The organism is Blautia sp. SF-50, from assembly GCF_900101315.1.
Lineage (GTDB): Bacteria > Bacillota > Clostridia > Lachnospirales > Lachnospiraceae > Blautia_A > Blautia_A fusiformis.
This window is the reverse complement of record NZ_FMUW01000007.1, coordinates 112,719-133,236: the sequence shown is the minus strand read 5'-3', so window position 1 is coordinate 133,236 and position 20,518 is coordinate 112,719. Positions and strand designations below refer to the sequence as shown.

The 20,518-nt window shown below is 46.5% G+C and carries 18 protein-coding genes and 1 riboswitch; of the genes, 15 read left to right on the top strand and 3 right to left on the bottom strand.

Annotated features, from left to right (window positions below; translation table 11 throughout):
- Positions 1-74 precede the first annotated feature (74 nt).
- Together BLP57_RS06565 and BLP57_RS06560 are read left to right on the top strand one after the other, a co-directional pair.
- Positions 75-2,327 (top strand): PTS transporter subunit IIABC, encoded by a 2,253-nt coding sequence (locus BLP57_RS06565; RefSeq protein ID WP_092070209.1) that lies wholly within the window; start codon positions 75-77, stop codon positions 2,325-2,327.
- A 242-nt stretch (positions 2,328-2,569) separates the two neighbouring features.
- A complete protein-coding gene (locus BLP57_RS06560; RefSeq protein ID WP_092070295.1) occupies positions 2,570-3,397 on the top strand; it encodes a PRD domain-containing protein in 828 nt (275 codons plus the stop codon).
- A gap of 28 nt (positions 3,398-3,425) precedes the next feature.
- Here the strand turns inward: BLP57_RS06560 and BLP57_RS06555 are convergent, their stop codons facing one another.
- Positions 3,426-4,304: a LysR family transcriptional regulator gene (locus BLP57_RS06555; RefSeq protein ID WP_092070206.1), complete on the bottom strand. Its 879-nt coding sequence runs from the start codon at positions 4,302-4,304 to the stop codon at positions 3,426-3,428.
- 166 nt (positions 4,305-4,470) lie between these two features.
- Here BLP57_RS06555 and BLP57_RS06550 point away from each other — a divergent pair, with 166 nt between their 5' ends.
- Both BLP57_RS06550 and BLP57_RS06545 read left to right on the top strand, forming a co-directional pair.
- Positions 4,471-5,118 (top strand): YoaK family protein, encoded by a 648-nt coding sequence (locus BLP57_RS06550; RefSeq protein ID WP_092070292.1) that lies wholly within the window; start codon positions 4,471-4,473, stop codon positions 5,116-5,118.
- A 15-nt stretch (positions 5,119-5,133) separates the two neighbouring features.
- The gene (locus tag BLP57_RS06545; protein WP_173739789.1) at positions 5,134-5,889 is read left to right on the top strand and encodes a DUF4866 domain-containing protein; all 756 of its coding nucleotides are present in this window, start codon (positions 5,134-5,136) and stop codon (positions 5,887-5,889) included.
- A gap of 95 nt (positions 5,890-5,984) precedes the next feature.
- Here BLP57_RS06545 and BLP57_RS06540 read toward each other — a convergent pair whose 3' ends face one another.
- Positions 5,985-7,313 carry a threonine/serine ThrE exporter family protein gene (locus tag BLP57_RS06540; protein WP_059086780.1) on the bottom strand — a complete coding sequence of 443 codons (1,329 nt, stop codon included), beginning with the start codon at positions 7,311-7,313 and terminating at the stop codon, positions 5,985-5,987.
- A 321-nt stretch (positions 7,314-7,634) separates the two neighbouring features.
- Between BLP57_RS06540 and pckA the strand changes: the two genes are divergently transcribed.
- The 11 genes from pckA (at position 7,635) to BLP57_RS06485 (ending at position 19,674) form a co-directional block, all read left to right on the top strand.
- A complete protein-coding gene (gene pckA / locus BLP57_RS06535) occupies positions 7,635-9,239 on the top strand; it encodes a phosphoenolpyruvate carboxykinase (ATP) (RefSeq protein ID WP_059086781.1) in 1,605 nt (534 codons plus the stop codon).
- A 296-nt stretch (positions 9,240-9,535) separates the two neighbouring features.
- Positions 9,536-9,716: riboswitch (NiCo riboswitch) on the top strand.
- Positions 9,717-9,916: 200 nt separating this feature from the next.
- Positions 9,917-10,846, top strand: coding sequence for a cation diffusion facilitator family transporter (locus BLP57_RS06530; protein ID WP_059086782.1), 930 nt, complete (start codon positions 9,917-9,919; stop codon positions 10,844-10,846).
- Positions 10,847-11,151: 305 nt separating this feature from the next.
- Positions 11,152-11,355 (top strand): hypothetical protein, encoded by a 204-nt coding sequence (locus BLP57_RS06525; RefSeq protein ID WP_022426534.1) that lies wholly within the window; start codon positions 11,152-11,154, stop codon positions 11,353-11,355.
- A 112-nt stretch (positions 11,356-11,467) separates the two neighbouring features.
- Positions 11,468-11,800, top strand: coding sequence for a rhodanese-like domain-containing protein (locus BLP57_RS06520; RefSeq protein WP_092070200.1), 333 nt, complete (start codon positions 11,468-11,470; stop codon positions 11,798-11,800).
- Positions 11,801-11,926: 126 nt separating this feature from the next.
- A complete protein-coding gene (gene yfcE, locus BLP57_RS06515; RefSeq protein ID WP_022426532.1) occupies positions 11,927-12,469 on the top strand; it encodes a phosphodiesterase in 543 nt (180 codons plus the stop codon).
- Entirely contained in the window at positions 12,466-13,623 is a 1,158-nt protein-coding gene (locus BLP57_RS06510; protein WP_015526018.1) for a THUMP domain-containing class I SAM-dependent RNA methyltransferase, read from the top strand. The genes yfcE and BLP57_RS06510 overlap by 4 nt, the downstream gene beginning before the upstream one ends.
- On the top strand, positions 13,620-14,204 hold the full coding sequence (locus tag BLP57_RS06505; protein WP_015526017.1) for an XTP/dITP diphosphatase: 585 nt from the start codon (positions 13,620-13,622) through the stop codon (positions 14,202-14,204). The genes BLP57_RS06510 and BLP57_RS06505 overlap by 4 nt, the downstream gene beginning before the upstream one ends.
- A complete protein-coding gene (locus tag BLP57_RS06500; RefSeq protein ID WP_015526016.1) occupies positions 14,201-14,680 on the top strand; it encodes a metallophosphoesterase family protein in 480 nt (159 codons plus the stop codon). Before BLP57_RS06505 ends, BLP57_RS06500 begins: the two co-directional genes overlap by 4 nt.
- A 238-nt stretch (positions 14,681-14,918) precedes the next feature.
- On the top strand, positions 14,919-15,500 hold the full coding sequence (locus BLP57_RS06495; protein WP_092070197.1) for a hypothetical protein: 582 nt from the start codon (positions 14,919-14,921) through the stop codon (positions 15,498-15,500).
- A complete protein-coding gene (locus BLP57_RS06490) occupies positions 15,497-17,128 on the top strand; it encodes a GH3 family domain-containing protein (RefSeq protein WP_092070194.1) in 1,632 nt (543 codons plus the stop codon). Before BLP57_RS06495 ends, BLP57_RS06490 begins: the two co-directional genes overlap by 4 nt.
- A gap of 2 nt (positions 17,129-17,130) precedes the next feature.
- Entirely contained in the window at positions 17,131-19,674 is a 2,544-nt protein-coding gene (locus BLP57_RS06485; protein ID WP_044960578.1) for an HD domain-containing phosphohydrolase, read from the top strand.
- 68 nt (positions 19,675-19,742) lie between these two features.
- Here BLP57_RS06485 and BLP57_RS06480 read toward each other — a convergent pair whose 3' ends face one another.
- Positions 19,743-20,516, bottom strand: coding sequence for a hypothetical protein (locus BLP57_RS06480; protein WP_015526012.1), 774 nt, complete (start codon positions 20,514-20,516; stop codon positions 19,743-19,745).
- Between the last annotated feature and the right edge of the window lie 2 nt (positions 20,517-20,518).

Sequence of the window (20,518 nt, the reverse complement as noted above, 5' to 3'; positions counted from 1 at the left end):
GGGGTTGGTGTCTTTTTTTGTTGCCCACTTAAAAGACTCCCGCTCCAAAACGTCGAAAAAAAAGGAGAGAAAACATGAAAGACAAGATTTTCGGAGTTTTGCAGCGAGTGGGACGTTCCTTTATGCTTCCCATAGCAATCCTTCCTGTGGCAGGCCTGCTTCTTGGATTCGGCAGTTCCTTCACAAATGAAACAACCATTGCAACCTACGGACTTCAGAAGATTCTGGGAGACGGAACGATTTTACATGCACTCCTGATCATTATGAACAAAGTCGGAAGCGCGGTATTTGATAACCTGCCGCTGATCTTTGCGGTAGGTGTGGCCATCGGTATGGCAAAAAAAGAGAAAGAGGTAGCAGCTCTTTCTGCACTGATCGCTTACTTCGTTATGAATGTAGCCATCAATGGTATGCTGGTAGTAAATGGTAAGATCACAGCAGACGGACAGATCGCAAAAAGCGTTCTGGAAGGTACTGTAACCTCTGTCTGCGGCATCCAGTCCTTACAGATGGGTGTGTTTGGCGGTATCATCGTCGGCCTTGGTGTTGCAGCTTTGCACAACCGTTTTCATAAGATCGTGCTTCCAAACGCACTTTCCTTCTTCGGTGGTTCCAGATTTGTGCCCATCATTTCCACCATTGTATATATGTTTGTGGGAATCCTGATGTATTTCGTATGGCCGGTAGTCCAGAACGGTATTTATGCTCTGGGTGGTCTTGTAACAGGCAGCGGCTATATCGGAACTCTGATCTTCGGTATTATCAAACGTGCGCTGATCCCCTTCGGACTTCATCACGTATTTTATATGCCATTCTGGCAGACAGCCGTTGGCGGGACTATGGAGGTTGCAGGCCAGATGGTACAGGGCGGACAGAACATCTTTTTCGCCCAGCTTGCAGATTCCGCAAATGTAGCGCATTTCAGCGCAGATGCAACAAGATATTTTTCCGGAGAGTTCATTTTCATGATCTTCGGTCTTCCGGGAGCAGCTCTTGCCATGTACCGCTGTGCAAAGCCTGAGAAGAAAAAAGCAGCAGGCGGACTTCTTCTTTCTGCAGCCCTTGCATGTATGCTTACAGGAATCACAGAGCCACTGGAGTTCTCTTTCCTGTTTGTAGCTCCTGCATTGTTTGCGGTACAGGTTGTTCTTGCAGGCGCGGCTTATATGATCGCACATATGCTGAACATTGCAGTAGGACTTACCTTTTCCGGCGGTTTCCTTGATCTGTTCCTGTTCGGGATCCTTCAGGGAAATGCAAAGACAAGCTGGCTCAGGATTATCCCGGTAGGTATCATTTACTTTATTCTCTATTATGTGATCTTCACCTTCCTGATCAAAAAGTTCAACTTCAAGACTCCGGGACGTGAGGATGACGACACAGAAACAAAGCTTTATACAAAAGCAGATGTAAACGCGAGAAAAGAAGCCGGAAAAGCCGGTGAAGCAGCAGGAAGCACATCCGCAGATCCGGTAAGTGAAGCCATCACAGCCGGTCTTGGCGGAAAGAAAAACATCAGTGATGTGGACTGCTGTGCAACAAGACTCCGTATCACCGTCCATGATGCAGCAAGAGTCAACGACGACATTCTGAAAACAACAGGCTCCAGAGGAATCGTGAAAAAAGGTCAGGGCGTGCAAATCATCTACGGTCCGCAGGTAACTGTGATCAAATCCAAGCTGGAGGATTATCTGGAGACAGCGCCGAATGAATATTTTGAAGGTGCAAATGAGACAGAATCAGACAATGCGGAAAATCAGGCTCAGTCTGATACAGAGCGTACAGCAGAAAGTACAGGTGAGGCTGCTCAGAACACAGCTCCGACATCCGAAGCCAACACGCAGCCGGAGAAAAAGGTTCTCAGAACAGCGATTGTCTACAGCCCGGTAACCGGTATCGCCGCAGACCTTTCCACAGCGCCGGATGAAGGCTTTGCGGAAGGAATGATGGGAGAGGGTGCTGTAGTCACACCGAAGGACCCGGTGATCTGTGCTCCGGAAGACGGCGAGGTAGAGTTTATTTTTGACACAAAGCATGCCATCGGATTCCAGACAGATACAGATCTTCCTATGCTCCTCCATATCGGCATTGACACTGTAAAACTGGAAGGAAAAGGCTTCGAGATCCTGGTAGAGCAGGGACAGCATGTAAAAAAAGGCGAGCCGTTGATGAAGATTGACATCCCGTATCTTACAGAAAACGCTCCGTCCTTATGTTCTCCGATCCTTTGCACAGAGATCGAGGATAATCAGAGAGTACGCCTTCTTGCCAATGGAGAGATCAAGGCAGGAGAGCCGCTGTTCGCAGTAGAGACTGTGGAAGAATAGGAAATTTTTCAGCAATAATAATATAGAAGATTGGTTTTGTGAAAAGCGCGCCTAATGCCCGGGCGCGCTTTTCCTGTGGCAAAGAAAATAACTGTCTGTCAGAAGGACTTTACACAAAAGAAAGATTCTGTTACGATAAAGAAAATCAACAGCTGCAGACAAAAATGTCGACTGAAAATCCGGGGCAGACAGTGGTGGAATGTGGAAAAGCAGCAGGATATATAAAAATGGTGGGGAAAAAGATGTACAGAGTGAGCAAGGTATTGAACAATAACGGCATCATTGCCATAAATATGGAAGAAAACCAGGAATATGTACTTCTGGGAAAAGGTGTGGGATTTGGAAAGAAGGTCAGCCAGCGTTTTGAGGCTCCGGCAGACTGTACTATTTACAGGCTGGCTCAGGAGACAGAACGTGGCTCAGCAAAAGAACTGGCAAAGAGCGTAGCACCGGAATTTCTGGAGATCGCAGATGAGATATTGAGAGAAGCTGAGAAGACCTTTGGGGATACCATAGACAGAAGGATCCTGTTTCCCCTTGCTGATCATATTTCCTTTGCAGTGGGACGTATCCGGAATCATGAGCAGATCAGCAATCCTCTGACGGATGATATCAAGGTGCTTTTTTACAGCGAATTCAAGGTGGCGGAGGTATTGAAGAAGATCCTGAAGGAGCGGATGGATATTGAGATCGACGAGCATGAGGTGGGATATGTGGCACTTCATATTCACTCAGCACTTGGAGATGAAAAGGTGTCTGTTGCCATGCAGACAGCAAGAACGGTACGGGAATGCATTGCCATGATCGAGATGGCCACAGGAAGAAAGATCGATGTGATCTCTCTATCCTACAACCGTATGATGAACCATATCAAATATATGGTAGCCCGTGTCTCCACAGGGGAGACACTGAAGCTGGATATGAATGAATATATAGAAGAAAAATATCCGGAATCCTACAGGATCGCAGAGGATGTCTGCGAGAGCCTGGGCAAAAGCCTTGGGAAAAAGCTGGACCCTATCGAGATCGGTTATCTTGCCATGCATATTGAGCGGACAGTAGAGCAATAAATATAAATGGCTGATCCGCCTCAGGGATTTACACAATAAATTCAATGGCTTTTTTGACAGCAGTACTCATGGTAGTACTGCTGTTTGTGACTAGGCAGACTTCCCTCTGGGGGAGCGGCTCTTTAAGCTGAAGGGCAAAAATCTTCCCGTCATTGATCACTTCCCGGGCAAGGGGTTCCGGGTAAAAGCCGATTCCCAGATTATGGACGATCATGGGAAGGACCTGGTCTGTAGTTGCTGCCTCGATGTCAGGATGAAAAGAAACACGGTTTTCCATAAAGTAATTCATATACATTTCTCTGGTGCTGGTCCCTTCCGCAAGACCTACAAAGGGCAGGTCCTGAAGCTCATGGATGCTGATGGGGGCAGTGGTCAGATCCTTATATTTGCTTCCACACACAAGGATCTCCCGGTAACGCAGGAGACTTTTTTTCTGTAAAGGCTTGCGGATGGAGATCGGAGTGGTGACAATAGCGAAATCCACCGCATAATTTTTCAGTGCCTGTACTGCCTGAGGAGTAGAATGGTTAAAGAGGCGCAGGCGAACATGGGGATATTGCTCGCGGAACAGCTCCAGCTTTTCCAGAAGGATCAGACGCAGGGCATTTTCGCTGGCGCCGATGGAAACCAGACCATGCTCCAGCTCTCCGTTCTGGCGGATTTCCTCCTCGCCGATGGACAGCTGCTCAAAAGCCAGGGCAACGTGTTCATAAAGCTGGCGGCCTTCCGGTGTAAGTGCGATTCCCTTGTTGGAGCGGAGAAAGAGCGTACATTTCAGCTCCTGCTCCAGGTTGTTCATACAGCGGGTGATATTTGGCTGATTGTTGTGAAGAGCTCTTGCTGCCTTGGTAAAGCTCTTATACTGGGCTACATAATAAAAGATCCGGTAGTAGTCGTAAGTGATCATATATTGTCTCCATCCTGTGATATGATTTTAATATGTTTACGATATTAATAATACTTTTTACATTTGCTTCTGAGCAAACTATAATACACCCGAGGAAAAAAATCAATGACAGGAGTGATTTAGAGTGGTTTCAGGAGGCAGAAAGCTGCAGAGCGCAGACCGGCAGATGTCAGAAGCTTTTATCACAAGTGTATTTCTGGCAATGTCCGGCGGATTTCAGGATGCCTACACATACTTTACAAGAGATGAGGTGTTTTCCAACGCCCAGACAGGCAACGTGGTTCTGATGAGCCAAAATTTTATGACAGGACAGTGGGGAGACGGTTTAAGGTATCTGTTTCCTATTTTAGCCTTTGCCATTGGTGTTGTAGCGGCGGAGCGGATCCAGAGTACCTTTAAATATGCAAAAAAACTTCACTGGAGGCAGATGATCCTGCTGATCGAGATCCTGATCCTTTTTGCGGTGGGATTTATGCCGGGAGAATTGGATATGCTGGCAACCGTACTGGTATCCTTTTCCTGCGCCATGCAGGTACAGACCTTCCGGAAGGTGGGCGGTTATTCCTATGCAAGCACCATGTGCATCGGAAATTTACGAAGCGGCACGGCGGCGTTGTCCGTGTATTGTCGTGAAAAACGTCCGGAACAGCTGAAGCAGGCTCTTTATTATTTCGGGATAATTTTCTTTTTTGCCATTGGAGCCGGCGGCGGAGGAAATCTGTCCATGAGGCTGGGGATCCCGGCAATCTGGGTATCGGATGTTTTGCTTCTGATCAGCTTTATTCTGATGTTTTCCAGTAAACATAGAGATTAGAAAGGGTGAGGAATTGTGGAAAACAGCACATTATTCCCAAGAGAGGAAAAGGCAGAGCTTTTATTTGAAAAGATCCTGAAGGATCCGGAGGCGTGCAGACGGCTGACTGAGACCTTCTATGAATCCATGGATGCGGATACAGACATAGAATGCGGATATCTTCCTCCGGAAAAATTCGCCTATGCATTGCTGGACGCATATAAAAACCGTGATCTGACTGCTCTCCTTATGGCGATCTGCCAGAACAGTATGTTTGATCTTCTGCGAAATTCTTTTCTGGCACCGTTCAGGTTCAATGCAGATGGACAGGAGAATCCGGTATTTCTCACAGATGAAAAAGGAAATTTTCTGCGGGAAAAGGGAATTCATGTAAGTGATAGGGATTACGACCGGTTCCGCAGGATATACAGGGAGAAGCAGGGCGTAAAGATGTATCTGGCGTATGGCTACCGGAAGCGCCATGCCTATGATGAAGATACCATGGAAGTAGAAGAGTACAAAATGGGCGAACATATCGGTGTGCTGCTGGTGTATGAGCTTCCGGACAGCGTAAGGGAAAAGGAAACGGAGGCACAGGCCTATGCGGCTGTATGGGATATCATGATGGCAATTCAGAAGAAGCTTCCAAGAGCCTTTGTATATTATGGGCAGGATTCTGTGGAGGATGGTGGAAAACGTTATGACGGACTGGGCGTTTTTCTCCCCATCCATAAATTTGCGGACCGCCTGGAAAAAATGATCGGGATCGCGGATGAGATCGTAATGAAATAGAATGTACAAAAAAGGACTGCTTTTGTATTGCTCCGGTTATCAGAAGGATAGCTGATGACCGGAAGCTACAGAAAGCAGTCCTTTTTGTATGCCAATTAGGTGCAGTAGCGGAACATTTTGTCCGTAAGGATCCTGGCGAAAATAAGGCCCAGGGGAAGAGCAACGATGATCAGGATCGCAGCTGCAAACCAGGAGGCGGAAACATTCAGGGACATGATCCCCAGATTGTAGATCGCCCGGTAGAGATAAAGTCCGGGAACCATGATCACAATGGATGGTACGGTAATGGAAATCCTGGGATATCCCACTTTTGTTTTGATGAGGGAGGCCAGAAGTCCGGCTGTCAGTGCTCCGAAAAAAGCCGCGGCAGCAGGTGGGAAACCGGCAAGATCAACAAGCTCCAGACGTAAAGTGTTGGACAGTGCGCCGATGAAGGCGGCAGCTGCGGCTAGACGGACAGGGCTGTTGAACATGACCGAAAAGCCGAATACCCCGCAGAAGCTTGCCAGAAGCCGGAACAGGATCCTCTGAGCTGCCGAAAGCTCCAGAGGCAGGAAATCCACAGGCTTCAGATGAAGAAGCAGTGCCATCAGCCAGGCAGAGACAGCAGCCACCATTACAACAATAATGGCGTAGGCCAGTCGTTCCAGACCGGAACGCATATCCAGCTTGGCAAGGTCGATCCCGCTTGTGATAAACGGAAAGCCCGGAATGATAAACAGCATGGAACAGATGTACCCGGCCTCATGCTGGACGGAAATGTGGAACAGAAGCTCTGCCAGCTTCAGGAATCCTGCATATACAAGACAGGCAGAGGAAACAGAAACTGCAATGCACATAAACAGAGTAAAATGATGCTTGCCAAGCTTGCAGCGGATGGCGTTTCCTATGCCTGCGCCTGCAAAAGCCAGGATCATTTCCAGCGGGCCACCGCCCAGAAGAAAAGTAAATGCACCACAGGCCAGTGCAGAAGCCAGGCCCAGGGCGGCAGGGGAATAAAGCCCGTGGATCCGCTCGATCTCATCTAACTGACTGTGCAGTGCTTCACCGCTCATATGGATACCCTCCGCAGGAAAATCACTGACAAAATGTTCCAGCCTGTTCAGTCTGGAAGTATTTACGCCGGTGGTAGTCAGACTAAGTGCATGGGAAAAACTGCTCTCACCGTCAAAGCAGGTGTAGCTTATGGACATCAGTCCGATATCTGCGGAGCAGGTGATACCAAGTGCTTCTGACAAGGTATTCATGGAACTCCGTACCCGCCAGGCACCGGTCCCACAGGAGAGAAGCATCATGCCTGTACGGCCGATCAGGGAAGCTTTTTCGGAAAGAGAAGCTTCGGTAATGGGCTGGCTGTTCCTGGTACTTACGTAGTTGTGCCAAGGGATTTCCATATGATTACGTTTGATCAGAATATCTGACATAGAAATCACTTCTTTCTATATATTAAAATCATATAGTTGCTATTATAAATATATATAATAACTATAATCAGATATATTGTAGCCATTATTCTGAAAAAGTCAAGTATAGATGGAGTAAAATCTGACAGTACCAAAACGTCACTGTTAAAGATTTATCATTTTTTTGCGGAAAATGAATTTTTTTGGTTGCTTTTACGTACAATTTATGTATAATTGTGGATAGGGATGTTGGAATGACCAATTCCTATGGCAGGATGACAAAAACCTGCAGCAGTAGGTGGCTATCATAATTACTATTAAAGAAGAGAGGTAAATGTTAAGATGGCAAAAATCGATTTAACAAAGTATGGTATTACCGGAACAACTGAGATCGTGTACAATCCTTCTTACGATGTATTATTCGAGGAAGAGACCAAACCGGAGCTTGAAGGATTTGAGAAGGGTCAGGTCAGTGAGCTTGGTGCTGTCAATGTAATGACAGGTATCTACACAGGACGTTCCCCTAAAGACAAATATATCGTTATGGATGAGAACTCCAAGGACACAGTTTGGTGGACATCCGATGAGTACAAGAACGATAACCATCCGGCAACTCAGGAAGCATGGAATGCAGTTAAAGATCTTGCCAAGAAGGAGCTTTCCAACAAGAAACTTTTCGTAGTAGATGCATTCTGCGGAGCTAACAAAGACACACGTATGGCTATCCGTTTCATCGTTGAGGTTGCATGGCAGGCACACTTCGTAACAAACATGTTCATTCAGCCGACAGCTGAGGAGCTTGAGAACTTTGAGCCGGATTTCGTTGTTTACAACGCATCCAAGGCTAAAGTTGAGAACTACAAAGAATTAGGACTTAACTCTGAGACAGCTGTAATGTTCAACATTACAAGCCGTGAGCAGGTTATCGTTAATACATGGTACGGCGGAGAGATGAAGAAAGGTATGTTCTCCATGATGAACTACTATCTGCCGCTGAAGGGCATCGCTTCCATGCACTGCTCTGCAAACACAGACCTTAACGGAGAGAACACAGCAATCTTCTTCGGTCTTTCCGGAACAGGTAAGACAACACTTTCCACAGATCCTAAGCGTCTTCTGATCGGTGATGACGAGCATGGCTGGGATGACAACGGAGTATTCAACTTCGAGGGTGGATGCTACGCTAAGGTTATCAACCTTGACAAAGAGTCTGAGCCGGACATCTACAATGCGATCAAGAGAAACGCTCTTCTTGAGAACGTAACACTTGATGCTGAGGGCAAGATCGACTTCGCTGACAAGAGCGTAACAGAGAACACACGTGTTTCTTATCCGATCAACCACATCGAGAACATTGTTCGCCCTGTATCTTCTGCACCGGCAGCGAAAGAGGTTATCTTCCTGTCCGCAGATGCATTCGGCGTACTTCCTCCAGTATCTATCCTGACACCGGAGCAGACACAGTACTACTTCCTTTCCGGATTCACAGCTAAGCTTGCTGGTACAGAGCGTGGAATCACAGAGCCTACTCCTACATTCTCCGCATGCTTCGGACAGGCATTCCTTGAGCTTCATCCGACAAAATATGCTGAGGAGCTCGTTAAGAGAATGGAGAAGAGCGGTGCGAAAGCATACCTCGTTAACACAGGATGGAATGGAACTGGAAAACGTATCTCCATCAAAGATACTCGTGGTATCATCGATGCTATCCTTGACGGATCTATCCTTAAAGCTCCGACAAAGAAGATCCCATTCTTCAACTTCGAGGTTCCGACAGAGCTTCCGGGCGTAGATCCTGCAATCCTTGACCCACGTGACACATATGCAGATGCTGCAGAGTGGGAGACAAAGGCTAAAGATCTTGCTGCAAGATTCGTTAAGAACTTTGCTAAATATGAAGGAAATGCAGCTGGTAAAGCACTCGTTGCAGCTGGCCCGCAGGCATAATCAGTCATTCCAACTGAATACAGATCGTAGACTTAACCGGGAGCGGATTTATCCGCTCCCGGTTTTTTGACAAACAACTAAGGATCTATTATTTGATATAGAACTGTGCAGTGCGAAGCATGTTTCCAGACATGGAATAAACAGAAAGTTGAAGATATCTACCTGTAAAATAAAAAACTTTGGCTTGACTAACAGAGGGCATATGGTGTATCCTTTCTGAGAAGTTAAGCGGGAGACCCGTAAGACTGTAAAAATTCTCTTTGCACTGCATTACATTCGAACAGGATGCGAGATCAACAGTACAAACTGAGCAGGCGATGCTTTTCGGAATCGAAAATATTTATCGAAGGCATGGGGCCGGGCCGCAGGAAGCGGCAGCGGATATGGATTTAAACGTAATTGCAAAGAACCTGCATTCACGGAATATGAGGTGAAGCAGAATGTGACTTTGCTTTCAGACATATCTGCGGGACAGTGTATGTTTCGCAGGTATGTCTTTTTTACTGCAAAATATGGATGGAACAGAAGGTAGAAGCTGGGATATCCCTATACAGAAAAGAAAGAACACCGGCGGAAAATCGCACTGTAGCGAGTAGTGAAGGAACCGCCGGTTTTTTCACGGAAAATGTTGTGCCATAAGAAGAACCTGATCATATATTTAAAAGGAGATTCTGTTTATGGAACACACAGAAAACAAAACAATTATACATGATACAGAAAAAACAGCTTCATGGGAACAGCAGACAGCAATGAAGGTATCCGGGATCAGTATTCTGGTAAACCTTTTATTATCTGTATTTAAACTGATCGCAGGTATTGTGGCACATTCAGGAGCGATGATCTCGGATGCCATTCATTCTGCATCAGATGTGGGAAGCACCTTCATCGTAATTATCGGTGTCCGTCTTTCTACAAAGAAATCGGACAAAGAGCACCAGTACGGACATGAAAGAATGGAGTGTGTTTCTTCCATTGTCCTTGCAGGAATGCTGCTTGTCACTGGTCTCGGGATCGGAATTACCGGTGCCCGTGATATCGTAAAAAGCACATCCGGCGGAACCATTGCCATTCCGGGAACACTTGCACTGATTGCAGCAGTGGTATCCATTGTGGTAAAAGAGTGGATGTTCTGGTATACAAGAGGTGCTGCAAAGAAGATCAATTCAGGAGCCCTGATGGCAGATGCATGGCACCATCGTTCAGATGCACTTTCCTCTATCGGAGCGTTTGTCGGTATTTTAGGTGCAAGACTGGGATACCCGATCCTGGACCCGATCGCCAGTATCGTGATCTGCGTTATGATCGCCAAGGCATCGATCGACATTTTCAGGGATGCCATTGACAAGATGGTAGATCATTCCTGTGATGCAAAAACGGAGGAATCCATGAAGAGAGAGATCCTCAAGGTACCGGGCGTCAGAAGAGTAGACCTTCTTAAAACCCGTCTTTTCGGATCCAAGATGTATGTGGATATCGAAATCGCAGCAGATGGAAATATTTCCCTTTTTGATGCACATGATATTGCGGAAAATGTACATCATACGATCGAGAATAAATTCAAAGATGTAAAGCACTGTATGGTGCATGTAAATCCGATCAACGGATAAAAAACAAGCTACCGGAGCGACTGTGATCGTCAATCCGGCGGCTTGTTTTTGTATAGAGAAACACCCGGTAGGGGAGCTACCGGGTGTTTCGAGGGGAGTATAAATAATTAAATAAGGGGTTATGTAAAAAAAATTTTTGAAGGGTAAATTCTTTTTACAAGAATGATTATAATATAAACTGGAAAAAAAAGCAATATGATTTTGGCGAATAATCTCCAAACTTTTTGGGATACTATTTCCTGTAATAAAAAGCGGCAGAAAGCTTCGGAAAGCCGTAAAATCAACTTCATCAGGAGGTAATTCAAATGGCGAAAAATTACGAAACAGACAGAAATGAGTCTAATTATGCAGGAAAAAATCACGGGGAAAGTGCTTCCAGAAACTGCGGAAAAAACAGCTCTAAGAACAGTTCGGGAAATTCTTCCAGAAACAGTTCCAAAAGCAGCTACGGAAACAAAATTTCCGATGAATATGATTCTGAGAAGGACAGAGGCTCTGACAGATATTAAAGGATAAGAAAAGCGGGAAAAGTCAGAGATGGCTTTTCCCGCTTAAATACATATAAGGGAACATTCACCCGGAAGCTTCCATATAATATACCAAAAAGAGGAGATTTTTTCCATGTTTCAGATCGAAACTATCTCTGCAAAAATGCTGGATTATTATGTGGAGCGCAGCGACGCTGTTATCATAGATCTCCGGGATCCTGTCGCCTACAGAAGGGGACATGTCCGGAACGCGGTAAATATTCCATACAGAGAGCTGGAGGAATATCTTGAGAAAAAACAGGATCAGAAATATCGTTTTCCCAAAGATAAGCTGCTGATATTTTACTGCGACCGCGGCGGCGCCAGCATGCAGGCTGCCCGGAGCCTGGCAAGACAGGGCTGTCGTACCAGGTCCGTGATCGGTGGATTTGCAGCCTACAGAGGGAGAAATCTTGTGCGCGGATAAAAAAAGCGGACGATATCAAAATAGATTGCGAATGCATATCTGTAACAAATCTTGTATTTTAAAGGAAATCATGATAATGTAAAGAACAGAGATAAAAACCAACACAAATTACAAGGAGAAAAGCTTATGAAATATATGTTTGCGTCCGATGTACATGGTTCGGCATATTACTGCCGGAAAATGCTTGAAGCATATGACAAGGAGAAGGCGGAGAGACTGGTGCTTCTGGGAGATCTGCTTTATCACGGACCAAGAAATGACCTTCCGAAGGAATACGCACCAAAGGAAGTCATCCGCCTTTTAAATGAGAGAAAAAACCAGATCTATGCAGTACGCGGAAACTGTGAGGCAGAGGTGGATCAGATGGTCCTGGACTTCCCGGTTATGGCAGATTACTGTATCCTTGCCATCGAAGGAAAAACGATGTACGCCACACACGGTCATATCTATAATAAGGATAATCTTCCGCCGATGATGGACGGAGACATTCTGATCCACGGCCATACACATGTGCTGAAGGCAGAAAATATGGGGAATTATATCCTTCTGAACCCAGGTTCCGTATCCATTCCAAAGGAAGGTAACCCGCCGACCTATGCAATCCTTGAGAACGGAATTTTTACTATTAAAGATTTTGAAGGAAATACAGTACGGGAGATCACTTTATGAATCTGTGGGAATTAACGGCGCCCTGTCATTTTGGAACAGAGGCGGTGCTGAAGCGTGAAATACTGGATCTTGGCTATGAAGTGACCAGGGTGGAAGACGGAAGAGTAACCTTTGAGGCTGATGCCCAGGGTGTGGCAGACGCCAATCTGTTCCTTCGTACCACAGAACGTGTGCTTCTGAAAATAGGCGAAGTAAAGGCTGAGACTTTTGATGAGCTTTTTGAAAAGACCAAGGCCCTCCCATGGGAGAATTACATACCGAAAAACGGTAAATTCTGGGTAGCCAAGGCAAACTCCATCAAAAGTAAGCTTTTTAGTCCATCTGATATCCAGTCCATTATGAAAAAAGCCATTGTAGAGCGTCTCAAAGGCATCTACGGGATTTCCTGGTTTCCGGAAGATGGTCCGGAATTTCCTATCCGTGTGGCCTTTATGAAAGACGTAGCTCTGATCGGAATCGACACTTCAGGAGTATCCCTCCATAAGAGAGGGTATCGCCAGATGACTGTCAAGGCACCTATCACCGAGACGCTTGCCAGCGCTCTTTTGATGCTCACCCCCTGGAAAAAGGATCGTATTCTTGTCGATCCGTTCTGCGGAAGCGGCACCTTTCCTATTGAGGCGGCAATGATGGCAGCGGATATGGCGCCGGGACTGAACCGTCATTTTCTGGCCGAGAGCTGGGAGCATCTGATCCCGAAGGAATGCTGGGAGGATGCAAGAGAAGAAGCCAGAGAACGTGTAAATCTTGATATTGAAACCGATATCCAGGGCTTTGATATCGATGCAGCTGCCATCAAGGCAGCACGCGCCAACGCAAAAATGGCAGGAGTGGACAGACTGATCCATTTCCAGCAGCGCCCGGTCAGTGAACTCCGCCATTCCAAACCCTTTGGTTTTATCGTGACAAATCCGCCATATGGTGAGCGGATCGAAGAAAAATCCAATCTCCCTGCATTGTACCGTGAGATCGGTGAAAGCTATAAGGGGCTGGATCGCTGGTCCATGTATCTGATCACTGCCTATGACAAGGCAGAGAATGACATCGGCCGAAAGGCAGATAAAAACCGTAAGATCTATAACGGAATGATGAAAACCTACTATTACCAGTTTCTTGGACCACGTCCGCCGAAGAAAGGAAGTATTAAAGAATGAAAAAGATCATTTTTGCTACCGGAAATGAGGATAAAATGAAGGAGATCCGAAGGATACTTGCGGATCCTTCTCTGGAGATCCTTTCCCTGAAGGATGCCGGGATCCATGCGGATATTGATGAAAATGGAAAAAGCTTTGAAGAAAATGCCATGATCAAGGCAGAAGCAATCAGTAAAATGACTGGCGAGATCGTTCTGGCAGATGATTCCGGTCTGGAGATCGACTATCTGAACAAAGAGCCGGGAATCTATTCCGCACGCTATATGGGTGAGGATACTTCTTATCATATTAAAAACGCAAACCTGATCCAGCGTCTGGAAGGTGTACCTGATGAGAAACGTACTGCACGTTTTGTATGTGCTATTGCGGCAGTTTTCCCGGATGGCAGAAGAAAGACAGTCCGTGCTGCCATGGAAGGCCGCATCGGCTACGAGGAAAAAGGGGAGAATGGCTTTGGCTATGACCCGATCTTTTATCTTCCGGAATATGGCTGTACTTCCGCAGAGCTTTCCATGGAAGAAAAGAACAGGATCAGCCATCGTGGAAAAGCTCTTTGCCTTATAAAGGAAGAGCTTGTATGAAGGTGCTGATCGTAAGCGATACTCACGGAAGAGATGAAAACCTGGAGATCGCGATAAATCGGGAGGCTCCTTTTGACATGCTGGTACATTGCGGAGATGTGGAAGGCAGAGAATTTTATATCGAAGCCCTTGCAGAATGTCCCTGCAGTATTGTGTCCGGAAATAATGATTTTTTCTCGGATCTTCCGAGAGAAGATGTGATCGAGGTCGAGGAAAATAAGATTCTGGTAACTCACGGTCATTACTACGGTGTATCCATGGCCTTTGATCAGCTGGCAGAAGCTGCCCGCTCAAGGGGATGCAATGCGGCTTTTTTCGGACATATCCACGTACCGGTTGTTGAAAAGGAAGCAGGTGTGCTTCTGGTAAATCCCGGAAGTCTGGCTTATCCCAGACAACGGGGACGCCGTCCAAGCTATGCAGTAATGGAGACAGATGGAAAGGGCGAAATGCACGTAGAGATCCGTTACCTCTGATTCCGGCAGAAAAAACAAATAAACTGTCATAATTGATAAAATTTGTGCCAATATTCAGCATATATTAGTCAAAAACGATTGCGAAAGTCAGCTATGTGCTATATAATGAACAAGTAGCTGTTTTCTAGTAATATAGAGCATTCTTTAGGGTACTGACCATGAATGGGTCTCGTTCCTGAGAATGCAGCAGAGCGGAATGAGAAGGTCCGCTTTACATAAATGAAGGGGGAAAATACGCATGACTGCGGTTATTATAGGAAGTATCGGCTTTTTATGCTGCTTCCTGTATGATCATAACAGTATCCGACTGAAAAAAAGCTTTCTCCACCCGTTTTTTAGCATAGGATGTTTCCTGATCGCAGTGTCAACAGGTCTGGTGATCCGGAACTGCTGGCCGCGGCGGGGAAGTTCTTTTTTTATTTCTGCTGTTTTTCTGGCAGCAGCGCTCCTGTTTCTGGGACTGTTGATCTATACATTGTTTTTTGCGCTGCCCTTTGATGAGACATATGTCAAAGAAAATCATGAAAGGCTGGCTTATACAGAGGGTGTTTATGCACTCTGCCGACATCCTGGCGTTCTGTGGTTCGCCGGATTTTATTTTTGCCTGGCCGGATTTCTGGGATCCGGGAAGGCGCTGGGGGCTTTTGTGGTCCTTATCGTGTGGAACATATTGTACATTTTTTACCAGGACAGGATCGTGTTTCCGGAAACATTCAGTAATTACGGAGCGTATCAGCAGACAACTCCCTTTCTGATCCCAGACCGAAACAGTACAGCTGCCTGCATAAAAACATGGCGAAAAGGGGGGAAAAGGCGGTGAGTCTTGGCGAAAAGCTTCGAAAACAGCAGTATGATGCTATCTGGAAAGAATATTGCGGATTTCTTGATCTGACAATGCAGGATTACATGAAGATCCAGAATCGCCTGATGGAAGAGCAGATCCAGCTCTGGTCAGACTGTGAACTGGGCAAAAGCATTCTGAAGGGCAGGAGGCCATCCGGGATCGACGAGTTCCGTCGGCTGGTACCTCTTACCACTTATGAGGATTATGCCGACATGCTTTTGAAGAAGAGAAGCGAAACACTTCCGGGTAATCCGATCATCTGGATACAGACGACCTGGGAAGGCGGGCGCCATCCGATAAAAGTAGCACCATACACGAGAAGTATGCTGGATACCTACAGGAACAATGTAGTTGCCTGCCTCATATTGGCTACAAGCCACGAAAAGGGCAAATTTGATGTGGAGGAAACGGACAAGATCCTTTACGGACTGGCACCGCTGCCTTTTGCTACCGGTCTTTTTCCACTGGCGCTGAAAGAGGATATCGACATCCGTTTTCTTCCGGAAGTGGAAGATGCGGTAAATATGAGCTTTGGTGAGCGGAACAAAGAGGGATTCAAGATGGCCATGAAACAGGACGTGGAATTTTTCTTCGGACTTGGAAGTGTGGCCTATGCAGTAAGCCAGAGCCTCACTGGAAGCGTATCATCAGGAAAGAGCAAAACATCCTTTTCGGAACTTCTGCAGTATAAACCAAAGATGCTGAAAAGGATCCTGAATGCCAAAAAGATCTGTAAGAAGGAGAAACGGGAGCTTCTTCCGAAAGATCTTTTTCACCTGAAGGGATTTATGGTGGCAGGAACTGACAACCAGTGCTATAAGGATGATCTGGAGGAAATGTGGGGAGTTCGGCCCATGGAACTTTTTGCGGGAACGGAACCTTCCATTATAGGAACCGAGACCTGGACCAGGAACGGAATGTACTTTTTCCCGGATACCTGCTTTTATGAATTTATCACCGAAAAAGATATGCTCCATAATTATGAGGATCCCACGTTCACTCCTCCGACTTATCTTATGGATGAGGTTGTCCCCGGGGAGAAATATGAGCTTGTGATCACTGTGCTGAAAGGCGGAGCCTTTGCCAGGTATCGTGTGGGAGATATGTATCGGTGCGTGGGGCTTACCAACCAGGAGGACCGGACACAGATCCCAAGATTTGAGTACGTAGACCGGGTTCCATGGATCATTGATATTGCAGGGTTTACCAGAATTTCAGAGAATGGTATCAAAAGTGTGATCCAGCTGTCCGGGCAGCCGGTTACGGATTGGATCGCAGTGAAAGAATATAATGAGAAAAAACGCCCATATCTGCATCTTTATATAGAAGTAAAAAAAGAAGCGCTGATGTATCAGGCTATGAGTACGGATATTCTGAAAGAGCTTCTGACTACGTATTTCAAATATATTGATCAGGATTACCGGGATCTGAAGAAGATCCTGGGAATGGATCCCCTTGTGGTGACCATCCTGCGCTGTGGTACCTTTCATCTGTATGAGTCCAGAAACGGACGGAAACCACGGCATATGAGCACTCCTTATTATGAGGTGGCGGAACTTTTGAGACTGCAGGATGAGATTGGATCCGGGAATATGAGGAAGTAACTATGGAAAGCTATGTATCATTTTCAATCATTTCAGTTTTTTTCTATACATTTATGATACTGACTCTTCTGGCTGGTAAGCGCAGCCGGATCATCAACAGTTTCATGTGTGTGCTGGGAGGAATGCTCTGCTGGACGCTGGGCTCTTTTCTGATGCGTATGGAGGCAGGACCCTCTTACATCCTGTGGTATTATGTGTCTCTGGCCGGAATCCTGTTTCTGCCATATTTTTACTATGTGTTCATCAGTGAATTCATGGGAGTGCGTATGGGCAGAAAAAGCAAGATCCCATTGTTTTTGATGATGCTGCTTTTTGCGATCAATATCCCGGGCGGGATCATCCTGCGCTGGCCGGATCTGATCCGTAAAAACGGTGGTGCGCATTTTGTTTATAAGATCACACCCTGGTTCCTTCTGTTCTTTGTGGTGGCAGGGATCACCATTATCCAGATCTTTATCACCATGTACCGCGGATGCCGGAGACATCCCGGATACCGCAAACAGATCGAACCGATCCTTGTGGGGATACTGATCATTTTTGTGGGAAACCTTGCGCTGGCAGTGCCGGCATTTTCCGGATTCCCCATCGATATTGTCAGCGGCCTGATCAATGCTGTCCTGATGCTTTATGCACTGACCAGAAGACGGCTGTTCCAGATGCGCCGTCTTGCGTCAGATGGGGTTTGCTTTGGTGTGGGCGTGGTCCTGACGGTAGTACTGTTTATCAATCTTTCACCGTACCTGATGAGCTATATCCGAATGCTGCTCCCTGCAGCCAGTGAGTATCATGTGCTGATCTTTTCTTTTGTTTTTCTCATATCTGCATGGCTGGTCACCGTGCTGTGGAAATGTCTGATGAACAATGTTTTTATCAAAAAAGAGATCCAGCAGTCTCAGGAGCTGAAAGATTTCAGCCAGTCGGTTTCCAGGACACTCCGGGTAGGAGAGATCCTGCGCAATACGGTAAATGTGCTGAAGGAAACTACCAATGCAGGACGGATCTATATTTGTCTGAAGGACAAAAAATCAGGGGAATATCAGGCAGTTTACAGTGACCGTCCATTAAATGATCTGGCCTTTTCACTGAAAGCAGATAATCCGGTGGTCACCTGGCTTACCAGAAATGAGGACTGTGTGGTGATCCGGGATTTTCGTTCCTCCACAGCCTACAAATCCATGTGGGAGTCGGAAAAACATATGTTTTCGGAGCTGGGTATTGAATACTGTGCTGGTCTTCGCCAGAATGATGATCTGGCCGGGATCATTGCGATTTCCGGTGACGGACACAGAAATCTGAACCATAATGATCTGGCCATGCTGTCTTCGGTCAGTTCGGTAGCTTCCATTGCCATCAAAAATGCCAGACTTTATGAGGCGGCATGGACAGAGGCAAGGACCGATGAACTGACAGGCCTTCTGAACCGGAAATATTTTTATGAGATCCTGGATGAGGAATACGAAAAAAATAAAGATGGTTCGCTTGCACTGATCCTGTTCAATATCGATGATTTCAAGTTGTACAATCAGCTGTACGGAAATCAGCAGGGAGATGTTGCACTCCGAAAGGTGGCAGATATCATCCAGGCAAGTGTGGGAGAACGGGGATATGTGGCACGGCATAGTGCCAAGGAATTTGCGGTCCTGATGCCAAATTACGATATTTTTTCCGCCAGAAATCTGGCAGAATCCATACAGAAGCAGATCCTGCATATGCGCAACGATTCTGCAGACTACAAGCTGAAGATCCTTACGGTAAGCGTGGGGATCAGTGCGGCGCCTTATGCGGCACGCTCAGCAAAGGAGCTCCTGGATAATGCGGACCTGGCAGTATATCATGTAAAGCGCAGCGGTAAAAACGGCATCGAGATTTTTGACACCATGCTGAAGGAAAGCCTGGATGAAGAAAATGCGGGTAAGAAATCCGATCATGAACATATTTATCAGTCCTATGAATCCACGATCTATGCGTTGACTGCAGCCATTGATACCAAAGATCATTATACCTTCGGACATTCCAACAATGTGGCTTATTACGCAACAAGTCTTGCGAAGGCGCTGAACTATACAACGGAAATGGTGGAGATCATCCGTCAGGCGGCGCTTCTTCATGATGTTGGAAAGATCGGGATCCCGGAGCATATCCTGAACAAGGAAGGCAAGCTTACGGATGAAGAGTATGAGATCATGAAAGGTCATGTGGAGGCGTCCATCGGGATCATCCGTCACCTTCCGTCGCTGGATTATGTTATCCCTGCGGTTATCGGTCATCACGAACGTTATGACGGAAACGGCTATCCAAGGAGGATCGCGGGAGAAGATATCCCGGCATCTGCAAGGATCCTCTGCATCGCAGATTCCTTTGATGCCATGACATCCAAACGTTGTTATAAGGAACTGATGCCAGTGGAAAAAGCTCTTCGGATCATAAGAGAAGAGGAAGGAAAACAGTTCGATCCGGATATGGCGGAGGTATTTATCCACATATTTCGGGAAGGAAAGATCCATCTGGCAGAACCGGCGGAGCTGAAACGGGAAGAAAAAGCATAAAGAATATTAAGATTACGGGTCTGACAAGCTATGTCAGACCCGTTTTTGTGAAGAATATGAAGAAAGCTTTATTTATCATCTCCAGTAAGGCGAAGTACATCCCGGATCTCATCCACATTCATATCCAGGATCACGGCAAGCTCATCAATGGTGAATTTGGTGGCGTCATCATCGTCTGTGAGTTCTTTAACCGCAGCCTCCAGGTTTTCTACCTTGGATACCAGATAGTCGTCACGGAATTTCTGTTGTGTCTGTTCCTCAATGGCATGAAGGATCCCACTGCGGATACGACCACGCATCCAGGTGTCGTTTTTCTCCTGTGGGGCAGTTTCTTTGAGAGACGCCAGAAGGGCCAGATTTGCCTCCTGAATGAGATCGGCCAGGTGGATTTCCTCACAGTTCAGTTCAGCGGCCATCTGGGCTGCCTGAGCCATGTAGAACTGTGTCAGTGCACCTTCGGCAGCAGTGTCACCCTTTGCAAAGGCATGAAAGAGGGACGCAAGATCATCCGGATCAAGTCCTTCCGGGGAAAAGCTTTCCATATAGTCACTGAGATAAGCCTGTTCTTCGGCAGTAAGAGCAGCACGGGTACCCGGAAGCTCGTCCTTGTCGCTGGATTCGGATGAAACAGCATCTGCTCTGGCAGCGCCGGCAGCTTCATCGGCGCCTTCGATGGTGATCCCCTTTAATTTGAGATACTGCAGGATCTTTACAAGCTGTGAAGTGCTCAGATCCGATTCATCGAAATGATCACGGATCTGCTGCTGGGAGAGCTGCTTATTGTTTTCCTCAGCGATGGCACAGATGTCATTAAGCTTCTGCTGAAATAATTTTATATCCATGT

Excerpts from the sequence above, each read along its gene's own strand:
- BLP57_RS06485 (WP_044960578.1), top strand. The coding sequence starts at position 17,131 with ATGGAAAGCTATGTATCATTTTCAATCATTTCAGTTTTTTTCTATACA.
- BLP57_RS06480 (WP_015526012.1), bottom strand. The coding sequence starts at position 20,516 with ATGGATATAAAATTATTTCAGCAGAAGCTTAATGACATCTGTGCCATC.
- BLP57_RS06540 (WP_059086780.1), bottom strand. The coding sequence starts at position 7,313 with ATGTCAGATATTCTGATCAAACGTAATCATATGGAAATCCCTTGGCAC.
- BLP57_RS06505 (WP_015526017.1), top strand. The coding sequence starts at position 13,620 with ATGAAAAAGATCATTTTTGCTACCGGAAATGAGGATAAAATGAAGGAG.
- BLP57_RS06560 (WP_092070295.1), top strand. The coding sequence starts at position 2,570 with ATGTACAGAGTGAGCAAGGTATTGAACAATAACGGCATCATTGCCATA.
- pckA (WP_059086781.1), top strand. The coding sequence starts at position 7,635 with ATGGCAAAAATCGATTTAACAAAGTATGGTATTACCGGAACAACTGAG.
- BLP57_RS06525 (WP_022426534.1), top strand. The coding sequence starts at position 11,152 with ATGGCGAAAAATTACGAAACAGACAGAAATGAGTCTAATTATGCAGGA.
- BLP57_RS06565 (WP_092070209.1), top strand. The coding sequence starts at position 75 with ATGAAAGACAAGATTTTCGGAGTTTTGCAGCGAGTGGGACGTTCCTTT.
- yfcE (WP_022426532.1), top strand. The coding sequence starts at position 11,927 with ATGAAATATATGTTTGCGTCCGATGTACATGGTTCGGCATATTACTGC.
- BLP57_RS06550 (WP_092070292.1), top strand. The coding sequence starts at position 4,471 with ATGTCAGAAGCTTTTATCACAAGTGTATTTCTGGCAATGTCCGGCGGA.
- BLP57_RS06510 (WP_015526018.1), top strand. The coding sequence starts at position 12,466 with ATGAATCTGTGGGAATTAACGGCGCCCTGTCATTTTGGAACAGAGGCG.
- BLP57_RS06500 (WP_015526016.1), top strand. The coding sequence starts at position 14,201 with ATGAAGGTGCTGATCGTAAGCGATACTCACGGAAGAGATGAAAACCTG.
- BLP57_RS06520 (WP_092070200.1), top strand. The coding sequence starts at position 11,468 with ATGTTTCAGATCGAAACTATCTCTGCAAAAATGCTGGATTATTATGTG.
- BLP57_RS06495 (WP_092070197.1), top strand. The coding sequence starts at position 14,919 with ATGACTGCGGTTATTATAGGAAGTATCGGCTTTTTATGCTGCTTCCTG.
- BLP57_RS06555 (WP_092070206.1), bottom strand. The coding sequence starts at position 4,304 with ATGATCACTTACGACTACTACCGGATCTTTTATTATGTAGCCCAGTAT.
- BLP57_RS06530 (WP_059086782.1), top strand. The coding sequence starts at position 9,917 with ATGGAACACACAGAAAACAAAACAATTATACATGATACAGAAAAAACA.